Raw genomic sequence first — 16,259 nt, forward strand, 5'->3', positions numbered from 1 at the left:
GCGGCTCCTTACAGGTACTGGCCGGTGTTGGCCACGGTGTCGATGGACCGACCGGCCTCGCTGCCCTGCTTGCCGGAGATGAGCGTGCGGATGTAGACGATCCGCTCGCCTTTCTTGCCCGAGATCCGCGCCCAGTCGTCGGGGTTGGTGGTGTTCGGGAGGTCCTCGTTCTCCTTGAACTCGTCGAAGCACGCGGTGAGCAGGTGCTGCACCCGGATGCCCTTCGAGCCGCTGTCGAGCAGGTCCTTGATGGCCATCTTCTTCGCCCGGTCGACGATGTTCTGGATCATCGCGCCGGAGTTGAAGTCACGGAAGTACAGGACTTCCTTGTCGCCGTTGGCGTAGGTGACCTCGAGGAAGCGGTTCTCCTCCGTCTCGGAGTACATCTTCTCGACCGACCGCTGGATCATGGCCACCGTCGTCGCCACTGGGTCACCACCGTGCTCGGCGACGTCGTCGGGGTGCAGCGGCAGCGTCGGCGTCAGGTACTTGCTGAAGATGTCGCGGGCGGCTTCTGCGTCCGGACGCTCAATCTTGATCTTCACGTCCAGCCGGCCGGGGCGGAGGATCGCCGGGTCGATCATGTCCTCGCGGTTGGAGGCGCCGATGACGATGACGTTCTCGAGGCTCTCCACACCGTCGATCTCGCTCAGCAGCTGCGGGACGATCGTGTTCTCGACGTCGGAGGAGACACCCGAGCCGCGGGTGCGGAACAGGGAGTCCATCTCGTCGAAGAACACGATGACCGGCGTGCCCTCGCTGGCCTTCTCGCGGGCCCGCTGGAACACCAGCCGGATGTGCCGCTCGGTCTCGCCGACGTACTTGTTCAGCAGCTCCGGGCCCTTGATGTTGAGGAAGTACGACTTGTGCTCGGACTTCCCCTTCAGCTTGGCCACCTGCCTGGCCAGCGAGTTGGCCACCGCCTTCGCGATCAGCGTCTTGCCGCAGCCGGGCGGGCCGTACAGCAGGACGCCCTTCGGCGGGCGCAGCTCGTGCTCGCGGAACAGGTCGGCGTGCAGGAACGGCATCTCGACCGCGTCGCGGATCTGGTCGATCTGCCGCGACAGGCCGCCGATGTCCATGTAGTCGATGTCGGGGACCTCTTCGAGGATGAGCTCCTCGACCTCGGACTTGGGGATGCGCTCGTAGACGAACCCCGCGCGCGGCTCCAGCAGCAGGGAGTCGCCCACGCGCAGGCCGGTGTCGTGCAGCGGGGAGGCGATGCGGACCACGCGCTCCTCGTCGGTGTGCCCGATGACCAGCGCGCGGTCGCCGTCAGCCAGCAGCTCCTTGAGCATGACGACCTCGCCGACCCGCTCGTACTCCAAGGCGCGTACGACGTTGAGAGCCTCGTTGAGCATGACCTCCTGGCCGGGCCGCAGCTCGTCGAGCTCGACCTCGGGGCTGACGGCGACGCGGAGCTTGCGGCCGCCGGTGAACACGTCAACGGTCCCGTCGTCGTGGCGCACCAGGAACGTGCCGAAGCCGGACGGCGGCTGGGCGAGCCTGTCGATCTCTTCCTTGAGAGCGACGATCTGGTCGCGCGCTTCGCGAAGCGTGGCGGCCAGCCGCTCGTTCTGGGCGTTCACCGACGCCAGTCGTGCCTCGAGGAAAGCCACTTCCCCGGCCATGTCGGACGGCTCCCTTCCGGAGCCCCGCCGGCCGTGGTCGAAGCCATCGTCGTACGAAGCCATCTCGCACCTCCTCGTAAGGGGGTCGTCTATAGCCAGACCCTACAGTCGCGGCGCCCGAACGCCACGCAGGAGATCAGGTAGTGACCAGATGTTGACGTCCGGTGTCTTCCGGCGGTGATTTTCCTAGCCCCAACTCGCGAACCGCGCCTGGGGTTCCACCCGTCTCCGACCTGCGCCGAAGGCCCTGGGCGGCCTACTCGGTCGGCTCGGTGTTGCCGGGCGCCGGCCGTCGACGGCGTGGCGGCGGGGTCACGCCCGGCGCCATCCGGCGCGCCGTCACCAGGAACCCGGTGTGCCCGATCATGCGGTGGTCCGGCCGGACGGCCAGGCCCTCCACGTGCCAGGTGCGCAGCAGCGTCTCCCAGGGCACCGGCTCGGTGAACCGCTCACTCTCGCGGATCGTCTCGACCGTCCGGGACAGCTGCGTCGTCGTCGCGACGTAGCAGCACAGCACCCCGCCGGGCACGAGCACGCGGGCGGCGGCGTCGACGCACTCCCACGGGGCCAGCATGTCGAGGATCACGCGGTCGGCCTCGGCGTCGTCCAGGCTCTCGACCAGGTCGCCGACGGTGAGCCGCCAGGCCGGGTGCTCGCCGCCGAAGAACCGCTCGACGTTCTCAGCGGCGATCTTCGCGAACTCCGCGCGCCGCTCGAACGAGTGCACCGTCCCGTCCGGGCCGACCGCGCGCAGCAGCGACATCGTCAGCGCGCCGGACCCGACCCCCGCCTCCACGACCCGCGCGCCCGGGAACACGTCGGCCATCGCGACGATCTGCCCGGCGTCCTTCGGATAGACGACGGCGGCGCCGCGCGGCATCGACAGCACGTAGTCCGACAGCAGCGGCCGCAGCGCCAGGTACGCCGTCCCGCCGGTGGACACCACGACCGAGCCCTCCGGCTCGCCGATCAGCGCGTCGTGGCGGAACGACCCCTTGTGGGTGTGGAACTCCTTGCCCTCCTCGAGCGTGATGGTGTGGTGGCGGCCCTTGGGGTCGGTCAGTTGCACCTGGTCACCGACCCGGAACGGGCCGGTTCGGCGGGACGATTCGGTCGCGGACATGCCGTGCAGGCTATCCGGGGCGGCGAGTCAGCGGGCGGCGAGGGCGGCGTCGACGTCGGTGGTGGCGAGCACGCCGTAGACCCGGCCGTGCTCGTCGACCACGAGGTACTCCGACGCCGGCGTCTCGCGCATGGCCCGCAGCAGCGAGTCGCCGGAGACGTCCAGCGACAGCACCATGCCCGTCTCCAGCGAGCGGGCGGCCTGCGCGACGCTGACCCAGGGCCGCCGCTGCTCCGGAATGGCCGCCACCGCGGCCTCCATGACCAGCCCGGTCGGGCGGCCGGCGCTGTCGACCACGACCAGGGAGGTGACGCCGGCCTGGTTGGCCTGCTTGAGCGCCTCGGACACCGGGAGGTCCGGTGCGACCGGTGCCGCCCGCCGAGCCAACCTGCGGGTGTCCAGCCGCGGCAGCCGCGCGCGCATCCGCCCGACCGCGAGCGCCTGGGTGGCCCCGCTCCACATCAGCGCGGCCACCAGCCCGGCCCAGATGACGCCGAACAGTGTCGGGCGGCCACCGCTGAGCACGAACGGCATCACCAGCACGAGCCCGGCGAGGACCTGCCCGGCCCGGGCCGCGACCACGGTGCCGCGATTCTCGTCGCCGCCGAAGCGCCACACCGCGGCGCGCAGCATGTGCCCGCCGTCCAGCGGCAGCGCCGGCAGCAGGTTGAAGACGCCGACGACGACATTGGCGACGGCCAGCTCCCACACCAGGAACCGCAGGACGTCGCCGTCGACGGCCTCGGTGGCCAGCAGGCCCAGCCCGCCCAGGGCGAGCGACAGGATCGGCCCGGCGGCGGACACGACGAGGTCGCGGCCCGGGGTGGGCGACTCGCGCTCGATCTCGGTGTAGCCGCCGAGGAAGTGCAGGGTGATGCCGCGAACCGGCAGGCCGAAGGCGCGTGCGGTCAGCGCGTGGCCGAACTCGTGCACCAGGACCGACAGGTAGAGCAGCACCGCGAAGCCGAACGCGACCACGTAGGCGCCGTTGCCGAGGTCGGGCAGATAGTCGGTGACCAGCGGCTCGCCCCAGTAGGTGATCACCGCCGCCACGATGAACCACGTCGGGCTGACGTGCACGGGAATGCCCGCGATCCGCCCGAGGCTCAGCTTTCGCCCGTCACCATTCGCCACAGGACAAGGCTACGGCGTGTGCCGGCCACTCTGTCGGTGGTGTGTTCTACGCTCGCGAACATGACCATCCGCATCCGCTCCGCCGCCGGGGACGCCCCCGGTGCCGGCGCGCCCGCGGACGGCGCCGACGCCGACGAGCGGGCCCTCAGCCTGTCGCCGTCGCGGGCATCGGACTTCATGACCTGCCCGCTGCTGTACCGGTTCCGCACCATCGACCGGCTGCCGGAGCCGCCCAGTGCCGACGCCACCCGCGGCACCGTCGTACACAGCGTGCTGGAGCGCCTGTTCGACCTGCCGGCCGCCGAGCGCACGCCCGACCGCGCGCGCACCATGGTGAGGCCGGCGTGGGACGCCCTGCTCGAGCTGGAGCCGGCGGTGGCCGACCTGTTCGCCGACGACGGCGACGGCTCGGCCCTCGCGGGCTGGCTCGGCAGCGCCGAGGATCTCATCCAGCGGTACTTCACGCTGGAGGATCCGCAGCATCTCGAGCCGGCCGAGCGGGAGCTGTACGTCGAGACGAGGCTGGACTCCGGGCTGCGGCTGCGCGGCTACGTCGACCGGCTCGACCGCGCCGTCCACAGCGGCGACCTGCGCGTCGTCGACTACAAGACCGGCAAGGCGCCGCGGGCCGGCTTCGAGCAGCGGGCGATGTTCCAGATGCGCTTCTACGCCCTGGTCCTGTGGCGGCTGCACGGGCGGGTCCCGCGGCTGCTGCAGCTCATCTACCTGGGCAGCGGCGAGATCCTGCGCTACGAGCCCGACGAGGCAGACCTGCGCGCCACCGAGCGCAAGGTGGCCGCGTTGTGGCAGGCCATCGAGCGGGCCACCGTCAACGGCGACTGGCGGCCCAGCCCGAGCCGGCTGTGCGACTGGTGCAACCACAAGGCCCTGTGCCCGGCCTACGGCGGCACCCCGCCGCCGCTCCCGGCCGCCGTCGTGGCCGGTGACGACGACGAGGCCCCGTCGCCGCGCACGTCGCCGGTCGACGCGTGACTGGATCGCGATGAGTCATCCTGCCGGTGGAGGCCAGAGCTCGCCGTAACGGACGAGTTGCGGCCGCGCCCCGGCGGCCTACCGTTGATCAGGTGACGGCCCGTTCGCGACTGTTCCCCCGCATCCAGCCCTGGCTGCTGGACGCAAGCCTCACCGGGGTGCTCGCGGTCACCGCCGCCGTCGCGCTGTTCGTCTACACCGACCCCAGCGGCATCGAGTTCGACGACCCCGACGCGCTGGGCCTGGTCCTCGTCGTCGGCATCACGCTGCCGCTGCTGGTGCGCCGGCGCTGGCCAGTCGCCGTCGGCCTGCTCACCGCGGCCGGGCTGATGGCCTTCACCGTCGTCGACTACGCCATGCCAACCGCGGCCGCGGTTCTGCTCATCGCCGTCTACAGCGCCGCGAACTACGCCGCGCTGCTGCCGTCGCTGGCGGTGCTGGCTTGTCACGTGACCGCGTCCGTCGCCTACACGATGGCCAGCTCGTCGCGACATCCCGAGCAGTCCATGTACGACGCGGCCAGCATCCTCATCAGCGTCCTGCTGATCCTCGGCGCGTGGGGACTGGGCCGGGCCGTGCGCAACCGGCGGCTGTACACCGCCGAGCTGGAGGACCGTGCCCGGCGCCTGGAGCGGGCCAACGACGTCGAGGTCCGGGCGGCCATCGCCGAGGAGCGCTCACGCATCGCCCGCGAGCTGCACGACGTCGTCGCCCACCACGTGTCGGTCATGACGGTGCAGGCCGCCGGCGCGCGCCGGTCGCTGCACCGCGACGTCGAGCGGACCGCCGACGCGCTGCAGTCCATCGAGGAGACCGGCCGGGCCGCCCTGGCCGAGATGCGCCGCGTCGTCGGCGTGTTGCGGACCCCCGACGCCGACAGCCGCGAAACCCCGCAGCTGGCCACGCTGACCCCGCAGCCCGGCCTCGCGGACCTGACCGAGTTGGCCGACCACATGCGTGCCGCCGGGCTGCCGGTTCGGGTCGAGATCGAGGGCGAGCCGGGCGCCGTCCCTGTCGGTGTCGAGCTGGCGGCGTACCGGGTCATCCAGGAAGCCCTCACCAACACCATCAAGCACGCCGGACCGTCCGCCGCCACCGTCCAGGTCCGCTATCTGCCCACCGAGCTGCACATCCAGATCGACGACGACGGCAACGGCGTCGCCGCCGCACTGGAGAGCGGCCGGCCCGGACACGGCCTGCTGGGCATGCGCGAGCGGGTCGCGCTCTATGGTGGAACCCTCGCTGTCGGTCCGCGGCGGGGCGGAGGGTTCGAGGTCAGGGCCAAGATCCCCTACGAGAACTCGGGAACGGTGTGACGATGACGGCCCAGCCCATCCGGGTCCTGCTGGTCGACGACCAGCCGCTGCTGCGCACCGGTTTCCGCATGATCCTGGAGGCCGAGGCCGACATCGCGGTCGTCGGCGAGTCCGGCGACGGCGAGGCGGCCGTCGCCGACACCCGCGCGCTGCAGCCCGACGTGGTGCTCATGGACATCCGGATGCCGCGCATGGACGGCGTGCAGGCGACGAGGCTGATCACCGGCGCCGAACGGGCCAGCGCGCCGCGGGTGCTCGTGCTCACGACCTTCGACCTCGACGAGTACGTGGTCGAGGCGCTGCGGGCCGGCGCCAGCGGATTCCTTCTCAAGGACGTCCCGGCCGAGGACCTGGTCGCGGCCATCCGCACCGTCTCCCGGGGCGACGCCGTCGTGGCGCCGAGCATCACCCGCCGGCTCCTGGACATGTTCGCCAGCCGCTTCCCCGCCGCCGACTCTCCCACCCCGGCCAACCTCAAGCACCTCACCGACCGGGAGCGCGAGGTGCTGACGCTGGTGGCCCGCGGGTACTCCAACGCCGAGATCGCCGCCGAGCTCGTGGTCTCGGAGACGACGGTGAAGACCCACGTCGGCAACGTCCTCACCAAGCTCGGACTGCGCGACCGCGTCCAGGCCGCCGTGTACGCCTACGAGAGCGGCCTGGTCCAGCCCGGCGCCCTCTGAGCGTCACCCCCGCCGCCCGACGCGAAGCAGCAGGCGGGACGCGGTGGCCGTAGCGGGTCAGGGGTCGTCCGGCTGACCAGCCGAGGTGGGGCGTACTCCTCGCGGACGACCCTTGAGCCCGGGTCGTCCCCACGGCGGAGCCCGCACACCGTGCCGTTCGCCGATCATCCGGCCTGGCGGTGGCCATAGCGTTGAAGACGATCGAACGACCAGCTGACGAGGAGCACATCGGTGACGACGGATACCAGCTCGCCGCGCACGGCGGCCCGCGCCGTTGACCTGGCCAAGATCTACGGAACGGGTGACACCAAGGTGGTCGCGCTCGGTGGCGTGACGGTCGAGTTCACCGCCGGGCGGTACACCGCGATCATGGGGCCGTCAGGATCGGGCAAGTCCACGCTCATGCACTGCATGGCCGCGCTCGACTCGTCGACGTCGGGCCAGGTGTTCATCGGTGACACCGAGCTGAGCGAGCTGGACGACCGGGAGCTCACCCGGCTGCGCCGCGACAAGATCGGCTTCATCTTCCAGGCGTTCAACCTGGTGCCCACGCTGACGGCGCGCGAGAACATCACGCTCCCGCTCGATATCGCCGGGCGCGACATCGACAAGGACTGGTTCGACACCGTCATCGCCACCGTCGGTCTCGCCGACCGGCTGGGCCACAAGCCGAACCAGCTCTCCGGCGGCCAGCAGCAGCGGGTGGCGTGCGCCCGCGCCCTGGTCAGCCAGCCGGAGATCATCTTCGCCGACGAGCCCACCGGCAACCTCGACTCCCGGTCCGGCACCGAGGTGCTGTCGTTCCTGCGCCGGTCGGTGCGCGAATTCGGCCAGACCATCGTCATGGTCACGCACGACCCCAACGCCGCCGCGTACTCCGACCGGGTGCTGTTCCTCGCCGACGGCCGCATCGTCGACGAGATGACCGACCCCACCGCCGAGAAGGTCCTCGAGCGGATGAAGGGCTTCGACGCCGTGGGGCAGCACCCATGATCCGCGCGACCCTCAAGAGCCTGGCCGCGCGCAAGCTGCGGCTGGCCATGAGCGCGTTCGCCATCGTGCTCGGCGTGGCGTTCGTGGCCGGCTCCTATGTCTTCACCGACACCATCGACCGCACGTTCGACGACATTTTCGGCGGCCTGTCCTCCGACGTCGTCGTCCGGCCGGACCTCCCCGGCGAGGTCGACCTCATGTCCGGCTTCAACGCCGGCACCACCACGACCATCCCGGCCGACCTGGTCGACGAGGTCGCCGCGCTGCCCGATGTCGACCGTGCCGACGGCGAGATCGAGAGCCAGAGCATGTTCGTCCTGGACACCGACGGCGACGTCATGACCACCCAGGGCGCCCCCGGCATCGCCGTCAACTGGCACGACGGCCCCAACGCCGAGGGCGACCCGGTGCTCGAGCTGGTCGACGGCGAGCTGCCGGAAGGCGCGGGCGAGGTCGCGCTCGACGACCGCACGTTCGAGGACTCCGGCTACCAGATCGGCGACGAGGTCCAGTTCGTCAGCACCGGCGACGAGCCCCGCGTCAGCGCCGAGCTTGTCGGTGTGGTCCGGTTCGGCGAGTCCGGCAGCCTGGCCGGTGCCAGCCTGTCCGTCTTCGAGACCGGCGCCGCCCAGGACCTGTTCCTCGACGGCGAGGACGCCTACTCGCGCATCTCGGTGACCGCGGCCGGCGGCGCCAGCGCCGAGGACGTCCGCGACGAGATCTCAGCCATCCTGCCGGGCGACTTCGAGGCCCTCACCGGTGCCGAGGTCGACGACGAGACCGCGTCGGCCATCGAGGAGGGCCTCGGCTTCTTCACCACGTTCCTGCTGGTGTTCGCCGCGATCGCGCTGTTCGTCGGCATCTTCCTGATCCTGAACACGTTCTCCATCCTGGTCGCTCAGCGCTCGCAGGAGATGGCGCTCTACCGGGCGCTGGGCGCGGGACGCCAGCAGGTCACGCGGTCGGTGATGCTCGAGGCCGCCGTGGTCGGTGTGGTCGGCTCCACGCTCGGGTTGCTGCTCGGGCTGGGGGTGGCGCAGCTGCTCAAGGTGGTCTTCGGGGCGTTCGGCCTCGAGCTCGGCGGCGGGCTGGTGCTCGCGCCGCGCACCGTCATCGTGTCCTACGTGGTCGGCATCGTCGTCACCATGGTCGCGGCCTACGTGCCCGCCCGGCGGGCGGCGAAGGTGCCGCCGGTGGCCGCGATGCGCGACGACGTCGTCATGCCCGACTCGTCCCGGCGAGTGCACGGCTGGGCCGGCGGCGGCCTCCTGGTGATCGGCGCCGGCGTCATGGCGGTCGGCCTGTTCGGCAGCGTGGACGACGCGGCACTGCTGGTGGGCGGCGGCATCCTCGGGGTGTTCGTCGGGGTGGCGCTGCTCGCCCCGGTCCTGGCGCCGCCGCTGCTGCGGGTGCTGGCCGGGTGGTACCCGTCGGCGTTCGGCACCGTGGGCCGGCTGGCCCGCGAGAACGCGCTGCGCAACCCGCGGCGGACGGCGGCCACGTCGTCGGCGCTGATGATCGGGATGGCGCTGGTGACGGCCATCTCCATCGTCGGCGCGTCGGCCAACGCCACGGTCGACCGCGCTCTCGACGACGGCGTCCGCGCCCAGTTCGTCGTCTCCAACGCCGTGGGCCAGCCGTTCTCGCCGGCAATCGCGCAGTCCGTCGGCCAGGTCGACGAGGTCGACGAGGTCGTGTCGGTGCGGGCGGCGCCGGGGCTCGTCGACGGCGACCAGACGGCGCTGCAGGCCTTCGACCCGGTGGCTTACAGCCGGGCCGCGGACCTGGAGATCGTGGACGGCAGCGACGACCTCAGCGACGGGGGCTTCCTCATCGGCGAGGACCAGGCCGAGTCCGAGGGCCTCTCCGTCGGCGACACCGTCCGGTTGACGTTGCCCGGCTCCGACGAGGAGATCGAGCTGACCGGCATCTACGCGGAGTCCCCGCTGCTGTCCGGCGGCATGATCGTCAACCAGCAGACGCTGGAGGACGGCGCCGTCCCGGCGGTCGACTCCCTGCTCTATGTCGTGGTCGAGGACGGCGCGGACCTCACCGCACTGCACGACAGCCTCGATGAGGCGACCGCGGACCTTCCCACGGTCACCGTCCAGGACCAGGAGGAGTTCAAGCAGCAGTCCCGCGACCAGGTCAACCAACTGCTGTTCCTGGTCTACGCCCTGCTCGGGCTGGCGGTCCTGATCGCGGTGCTCGGCATCGTCAACACGCTGGCGCTGTCGGTCATGGAGCGTACCCGCGAGGTCGGCCTGCTGCGAGCGGTCGGCCTGAGCCGGCGCCAGCTGCGCCGCACCATCCGGCTGGAGTCCATCGCGATCGCGGTGCTCGGTGCCGTCCTCGGCGTCGCGCTGGGGGTCCTGTTCGGCGTGTCGCTGCAGCGGGCCATCGCCGACGACGGGCTGGAGGTGCTGTCCATCCCGGGTGGCCAGCTGCTGGTGTTCGTGCTGCTCGCAGCCGTCATCGGGGTGCTGGCCGCGGTGTGGCCGGCGCGCCGGGCCGCCAAGCTCGACGTGCTCCGGGCGATCACCACGGAGTGACTCGCCTCGCCTCATCGGCATCGGCGGTCGGCCTCGTCGTCATACCGGGGCCGATCCCCGATGATGACGGGGCGAGGCCGCGGCCCGAGACGTCACGCCGCGGGCGCGTCTGGCTCCACGACGGCCGATGCCACGGGCTGGATGCGTCCGGCCTCGATGTCCTCGGCCCAGTGGCAGGCCACCCGGTGCGCCTGCGGATGCCCGGCCACCGTCCGCAGCACCGGTCGCTCGTCGTCGCAGCGGGTCGGCTGGCGGAACGGGCAACGGGTGTGGAAGCGGCAGCCGGACGGCGGGTTCGCCGGCGAGGGCAGGTCGCCGCTGAGCAGGATCCGCTCGCGGGTGTCCTCGACGACGGGGTCCGGGATCGGCACCGCCGACATCAGTGCCCTCGTGTAGGGATGCAGCGGCCGGGCGTAGAGGTCGTCGGACGGGGCCTGCTCGACCAGGGTGCCGAGGTACATGACCGCCACGACGTCGGCGATGTGCCGGACGACGGCCAGGTCGTGCGCGATCACCAGATAGGTCAGTCCGAGCCGGTCCTGCAGCTCCTCCAGCAGGTTCACCACCTGCGCCTGGATCGACACGTCGAGCGCGGACACCGGCTCGTCGGCGACGATCAGCTGCGGCTCCAGCGCGATCGCACGAGCGATCCCGATGCGCTGACGCTGGCCGCCGGAGAACTCGTGCGGGTACCGCGACGCCGCCGAGGCAGGCAGCCCGACCAGGCCGAGCAGCTCGCGCACCCGAGCCTTGTGGTCGCCGCCGATGCCGTGCGCCCGCAGCGGCTCGGTGAGGACCGACTGCACGTTCTGCCGGGGGTCGAGGCTGGCCATGGGGTCCTGGAACACCATCTGCATCTGCCGCCGCATCCGGCGCAGCTCCTCGCCTTCCAGCGGACGCAGGTCGACGCCGTCGAAGGACACCCGTCCGCCGGTCGGCTCGACCAGCCGCAGGATCGCCCGGCCGAGCGTGGACTTGCCGCAGCCGGACTCCCCCACGAGGCCGACGGTCGCACCGCGCGGTATGTCGAGGTCGACGCCGTCCACGGCCCGGACCGCGCCGACCTGGCGCTCGAAGACGATGCCGGACCTGATCGGGAAGTGCACCTCGAGTCCGCGCACCGACAGCAGGGGGTCGGTCGGCTCCGGGGCCGGCGCGTTTGCGGCCTCGCTCGTCATGCCGGGACCTCCTCGGACTCCGTCAGCGGGTTCAGGCAGCGCAGCGACCGGCCGCCGATCGACTCCAGCGGCGGCGGGCCGCCGGTACAGGGCTCGATGCGGTTCGGACAGCGCGGCGCGAACGCGCACCCGTCGGACCATTGCAGCACGTCGGTCGGCGAGCCCGGGATCGGGTGCAGCGGCGCGCCGCGTGGCGCGTCCAGCCTGGGCACGGACGCGAGCAGCCCGCCTGTGTACGGGTGGTGGGGCTCGGCGAACAGCTCCCGCCGTCCGGCCGACTCCACGACCCGGCCGGAGTACATGACGTGCACGGTGTCGCACAGCCCGGCGACGATGCCGAGGTCGTGCGTGATCATCACGAGCGAGGCCCCGGTGTCCTGCACCAGCTCCTTGAGCAGCTCGATGATCTGCGCCTGGATGGTGACGTCAAGCGCCGTCGTCGGCTCGTCGGCGATGAGCAGCCGGGGCTTGCAGGCCAGCGCCATGGCGATCAGCGCGCGCTGACGCATCCCGCCGGAGAGCTGGTGCGGGTACTCCTTGAGCCGGCGCCGCGGGTCCGGGATGCCGACCCGGGCCAGCAGGTCCTCGGCCCCCCGGCGCGCCGGCTCGCCCTTGAGGTCCTGGTGCCGCTCCAGCACCTCGGCGACCTGAACGCCGATCGGCACGACCGGGTTCAGCGACGACATCGGGTCCTGGAACACCATCGCGATGTCGCGGCCGCGGATGTCGCGCATGCGGTCGCGCGGCAGCGTCAGCAGGTCGTCACTGTCGAACAGGACCTGACCGCCGACCCGCACCCCCCGGGGCGGCAGCAGGCCCATGACGGCCAGCGACGTGACGCTCTTGCCGCTGCCGGACTCTCCGACCAGCCCGACGGTCTCCCCCGGGCTGACGGTGAACGTGACCCCGTCGACGGCGCGTACGTCGGGGCTGCCCTTCCGGGTGAACGCGACGGACAGGTCGCGGACGTCCAGGAGCGGCCCGCGGGCTTCGGAGATCGACACGCTCACCGCCGGTACTTGGGATCGATGGCCTCGCGCAGTCGCTCGCCGAGCATGGTGAACCCGAGCGCGGCGACGACGATGGCGAGGCCGGGGAACAGCGCCAAGTGCGGCGCGGAGGCCAGGTACCGCTGGGTGTCGGCGAGCATCCGGCCCCACTCCGGGACTCGTGGGTCGGCGCTACCCAGGCCGAGGAACGACAGCGCCGCGGCCTCGATGATGGCCGTCGCCAGCGTGAGGGTCGCCTGGACGATCACCGGCGAGATCGAGTTGGGGAGGATGTGCCCGAACACGATGGACCGCCGCCGCACCCCGAGCGACCGCGCGGCCAGCACGTAGTCGCTCCCGCGTTGGGCCAGCATCTGTCCGCGTAGGAGCCGCGCGAACACCGGCACGTTGACGATCGCGATCGCGATCATCACCGACGTGAGGCTGGCGCCCAGGAGCGCCGCGATGGCGATCGCCATCAGCAGGCCCGGGATGGACAGCATGACGTCGACGATCCGCATGACGACGGAGTCGACCGTCCCGCCGAACGCGCCGGCCAGCACCCCGAGCGTCAGGCCGCCGATCATGCCCAGCAGCATCGAGACGACACCGACGAGCAGCGACTGCCGGGCGCCGTGGATGACGCGGCTGAGCTCGTCGCGGCCGGAGGCGTCCAGCCCGAACCAGTGCTGCGCGGACGGCCCGGGGATGTTGGTCGGGGTGATCATCCCTCGCCCGGGTTGGGCATCGGGCGCGTACGGCGCCAGCAGCGGCGCCAGGAGGGCGACCAGCACGAAGAAGGCGATCAGGCAGAACCCGACGATGGCGACGGGGTCGCGGCGCAGCCGCCGCCACGCCTCGCGGCGCAGGTTGCCGGCGGCCTGTTCGACCTGTTCGGACTCGGTCGCGGCCTCGATCTCGGAGAGGCTCACGGTGTCACCTCACCCTCACCCTCGGGTCGATCAGCCCGTACGAGACGTCGACGAGGAGGTTGACCACGACGTACATGGCGGCGATCACCAGGATGAACCCCTGCAGGACGGCGTAGTCGCGCGTACTGATGGCCTCGTAGATGAACTGGCCGACGCCGTCGAACGCGAACACCGTCTCGGTCAGGATGGCGCCGGAGAACAGGAGCCCGGCCTGCAAGCCGATGACAGTCACCACCGGCAGCAGCGCGTTGCGCAACACGTGCCGGCGGGTGATGGTGCGCTCCCACAGGCCCTTGGCCTCCGCGGTGCGCACGTAGTCCTCGTGTACCACGTCGAGCACGCTGGCCCGGGTGATGCGCACGATGATGGCCAGTGGTATCGAACCGAGCGCGACGGCCGGGAGCACCAGGTGGACCAGTGCGTCCCAACTGGCCTCGAGATTGCCGGTCAGTATCCCGTCCAGCACGTACAGGCCGGTGGGATGCTCCGCGTCCATGCGCGGGTCGTCTCGCCCGTGGGTGGGGAACCAGCCCAGCCGGACCGAGAACACGTACTTGAGGATGTAGGCCAGGAAGAACACCGGCACCGCGACGCCCAGCAGCGAGCCGGACACTGACAAGTTGTCCAGCCAGCTCCCGTACTTGCGGGCGGCGAAGTAGCCCAGCGGGATGCCGATGCCGATGGCGAACACCAGCGCGGCGACGGCCAGCTCGATCGTCGCCGGGAAGGTGCGCAGCATCTCCTCGGTGACCGGCCGGTTGGTGTGGGCGCTGTTGCCGAAGTCGAGTTGTACCGCCGCGGACACGAACTTCCAGTACTGCACGTACCACGGTTCGTTCAGCCCGTAGAGCTCCTCGATCCGGGCGACGCTGTCGGCGGTGGCGCGCTCCCCAAGGAGGGCCTGGGCAGGCCCTCCCGGGAGCGCGCGCAACCACACGAACAGCAGCACCGACAGCCCGAACAGGATCGGGACGAGCAGCAGCAGCCGCCGTATGACGAACTTGAGCATCAGTCGACGGTGACAGTAGCGAAGCTCTCGTTCGACAGCGGGTCGGGGACGAACCCGTCGACGCCCTCGCGGAAGGCGATCGCCGGCTCGCTGTGCACGTACGGGATGCCCGGCAGGAAGTCCATGATCATGCGGTTGGCCTCCTGGTAGAGCGCCGTGCGGGCGTCCTCGTCGGTCTCCTGCTCGGCCTCGTCCAGCTTCGCGAAGATCTCAGGGTTGTTGAAGCTGCCGAACTGCGGGTTGACGTCCTGGAAGAACGTGCCGATGAAGTTGTCCGGGTCACCGAAGTCGCCGTTCCAACCGAGCAGGAACATCGGGGTCCCGCCGGTCTGGGTGGCATCGAGGTAGTCCGGGTTCCACGGCGCCGTGTTCGGCTCGATGGTGAAGCCGACGGCCTCCAGGTCCGCGGCCATGAGCTCCCAGTTGGCCTGAGCGTCGGGCATGTACGGCCGCGAGACGTCGGTCGGGTACCAGAACGGCAGCGTCAGGTCCGTGACGCCGGACTCGGCGATGAGCTCGCGGGCCCGGTCGGGGTCGTAGTCGTAGGTGGTGACGTCCTCGGCCCAGCCGAACAGCTCCGGCGGCATGAACTGCGTCGCCCGGACCGCGCCCTCCGGGTAGTTGGTGCGGATCAGGTTGTCGAAGTCGATCGCGTGCGCGATGGCCTGCCGGATCTGCAGGTTGTCGAACGGCGGGTAGTTCTGCTGGAACCCGATGTAGGCGACGTTGAACGCCGGGCGGCGCAGCATCTGGAAGCCCGCGGACTCCAGCAGGTCGACGTCGGCCGGGTCGACCAGGTCGTAGCCGTCGATCTCGCCGCTTTCCAGGGCCTGCCGGCGGGCCGGGCCGTCCGGGATGACCGTGAAGATCAGCTCGTCGACCTGCGCGGGCTCGTCCCAGTACTCCTCGTACTTGGACAAGCGGACTTCACTGCCACGCTCCCACGACTCGAACTGGAACGGGCCGGTGCCGACCGGGTGCTCGTAGCCGAACGTCCCGTCGAAGGACGGCGACTCGCCGGTGCCGCTCACGGCGTCGGCCTGGAACTCCGTCAGCGCGGCCGGGCTGGCCATGGTGAACGCCGGCATGGCCAGGGCGGACAGGAATGCCGAGGACGGCCGCGACAGGGTGATGACCGCGGTGTGCTCGTCGCTGGCCTCGCAGCCGGTGTAGAGGCTCTGGCCCATGGCCGGGTCCTCGTTGGCGGCGAACCCGCCCATCACCGTGCCCCAGTAGTAGGACACCGCGGGGCTTTGCAGCACGCCGGTGAAGTTGTACCAGCGCTCGAAGTTGAAGCAGACGGCCTCGGCGTCGAACGGCTCGCCGTCGTGGAACGTCACGCCTTCGCGCAGGGTGAACGTCCACTGCAGGCCGTCGGGGCTGGCCTCCCACGACTCGGCCAGGGCCGGCTCGATCTCGGTGCCGCCCTCTTCACTGCGGACCAGACCCTCGAAGATCTGGTTGATCACCCGAGTGGACTCACCGTCGCTGACAAGGGAGCCGTCCAGGATCACCGGATCGGCCGACCCGGCGAAGACGAGCGTGCCGCCGCCCTCCCCACCGGAGGCGGCGCCATCGTCATCGTCACCGCCACACGCCGTGAGCCCCAGGGCCAGCGCACCGGCCAGGGCTCCCGCGGCCAGCCTGCGGTTCAGGCTCGTGCCACGCATGTCACACCTCACACAGCTCGACTGCCGGGCGGTGATCCGACCGGCTGGCCTGTGAC

Annotated in this window: 13 protein-coding genes; 5 read left to right on the forward strand and 8 right to left on the reverse strand. The window is 71.1% G+C overall.

Annotated elements, in window-relative coordinates; genetic code table 11:
* Positions 1 to 8 precede the first annotated feature (8 nt).
* The 3 genes from arc to E1269_RS14460 all read right to left on the reverse strand — a co-directional run bounded on the left by arc (position 9) and on the right by E1269_RS14460 (position 3,888).
* The gene (gene arc, locus E1269_RS14450; RefSeq protein ID WP_131895630.1) at positions 9 to 1,694 is read right to left on the reverse strand and encodes a proteasome ATPase; all 1,686 of its coding nucleotides are present in this window, start codon (positions 1,692 to 1,694) and stop codon (positions 9 to 11) included.
* A gap of 193 nt (positions 1,695 to 1,887) precedes the next feature.
* Positions 1,888 to 2,754, reverse strand: coding sequence for a tRNA (adenine-N1)-methyltransferase (locus E1269_RS14455; RefSeq protein WP_131895632.1), 867 nt, complete (start codon positions 2,752 to 2,754; stop codon positions 1,888 to 1,890).
* Positions 2,755 to 2,781: 27 nt separating this feature from the next.
* On the reverse strand, positions 2,782 to 3,888 hold the full coding sequence (locus E1269_RS14460) for a site-2 protease family protein (protein ID WP_203433571.1): 1,107 nt from the start codon (positions 3,886 to 3,888) through the stop codon (positions 2,782 to 2,784).
* Positions 3,889 to 3,948: 60 nt separating this feature from the next.
* On the opposite strand from E1269_RS14460, the gene E1269_RS14465 reads away from it, so the two are divergent.
* From E1269_RS14465 to E1269_RS14485, 5 genes are all read left to right on the forward strand, one after another.
* Positions 3,949 to 4,881 (forward strand): RecB family exonuclease, encoded by a 933-nt coding sequence (locus E1269_RS14465; RefSeq protein ID WP_131895634.1) that lies wholly within the window; start codon positions 3,949 to 3,951, stop codon positions 4,879 to 4,881.
* 92 nt (positions 4,882 to 4,973) lie between these two features.
* Positions 4,974 to 6,197, forward strand: a complete 1,224-nt coding sequence (locus tag E1269_RS14470; protein WP_203433573.1) for a sensor histidine kinase — start codon at positions 4,974 to 4,976, stop codon at positions 6,195 to 6,197.
* Positions 6,198 to 6,199: 2 nt separating this feature from the next.
* Positions 6,200 to 6,880: a response regulator gene (locus E1269_RS14475; protein ID WP_131895636.1), complete on the forward strand. Its 681-nt coding sequence runs from the start codon at positions 6,200 to 6,202 to the stop codon at positions 6,878 to 6,880.
* 231 nt (positions 6,881 to 7,111) lie between these two features.
* Positions 7,112 to 7,873, forward strand: coding sequence for an ABC transporter ATP-binding protein (locus E1269_RS14480; protein WP_131895638.1), 762 nt, complete (start codon positions 7,112 to 7,114; stop codon positions 7,871 to 7,873).
* The gene (locus tag E1269_RS14485; RefSeq protein WP_131895640.1) at positions 7,870 to 10,425 is read left to right on the forward strand and encodes an ABC transporter permease; all 2,556 of its coding nucleotides are present in this window, start codon (positions 7,870 to 7,872) and stop codon (positions 10,423 to 10,425) included. The genes E1269_RS14480 and E1269_RS14485 overlap by 4 nt, the downstream gene beginning before the upstream one ends.
* A 92-nt stretch (positions 10,426 to 10,517) precedes the next feature.
* Here E1269_RS14485 and E1269_RS14490 read toward each other — a convergent pair whose 3' ends face one another.
* The 5 genes from E1269_RS14490 to E1269_RS14510 are packed head-to-tail and all read right to left on the reverse strand — an operon-like array spanning position 10,518 to position 16,203.
* On the reverse strand, positions 10,518 to 11,603 hold the full coding sequence (locus tag E1269_RS14490; protein WP_131895642.1) for an ABC transporter ATP-binding protein: 1,086 nt from the start codon (positions 11,601 to 11,603) through the stop codon (positions 10,518 to 10,520).
* Positions 11,600 to 12,601, reverse strand: a complete 1,002-nt coding sequence (locus E1269_RS14495) for an ABC transporter ATP-binding protein (RefSeq protein ID WP_131895693.1) — start codon at positions 12,599 to 12,601, stop codon at positions 11,600 to 11,602. The genes E1269_RS14490 and E1269_RS14495 overlap by 4 nt, the downstream gene beginning before the upstream one ends.
* 8 nt (positions 12,602 to 12,609) lie before the next feature.
* Positions 12,610 to 13,524 (reverse strand): ABC transporter permease, encoded by a 915-nt coding sequence (locus tag E1269_RS14500; RefSeq protein WP_131895643.1) that lies wholly within the window; start codon positions 13,522 to 13,524, stop codon positions 12,610 to 12,612.
* A 4-nt stretch (positions 13,525 to 13,528) separates the two neighbouring features.
* The gene (locus E1269_RS14505) at positions 13,529 to 14,533 is read right to left on the reverse strand and encodes an ABC transporter permease (RefSeq protein WP_131895645.1); all 1,005 of its coding nucleotides are present in this window, start codon (positions 14,531 to 14,533) and stop codon (positions 13,529 to 13,531) included.
* Positions 14,533 to 16,203, reverse strand: coding sequence for an ABC transporter substrate-binding protein (locus E1269_RS14510; protein WP_131895647.1), 1,671 nt, complete (start codon positions 16,201 to 16,203; stop codon positions 14,533 to 14,535). The genes E1269_RS14505 and E1269_RS14510 overlap by 1 nt, the downstream gene beginning before the upstream one ends.
* Positions 16,204 to 16,259 lie beyond the last annotated feature (56 nt).

This window comes from Jiangella asiatica, assembly GCF_004349065.1.
Taxonomy (GTDB): Bacteria; Actinomycetota; Actinomycetes; order Jiangellales; family Jiangellaceae; genus Jiangella; species Jiangella asiatica.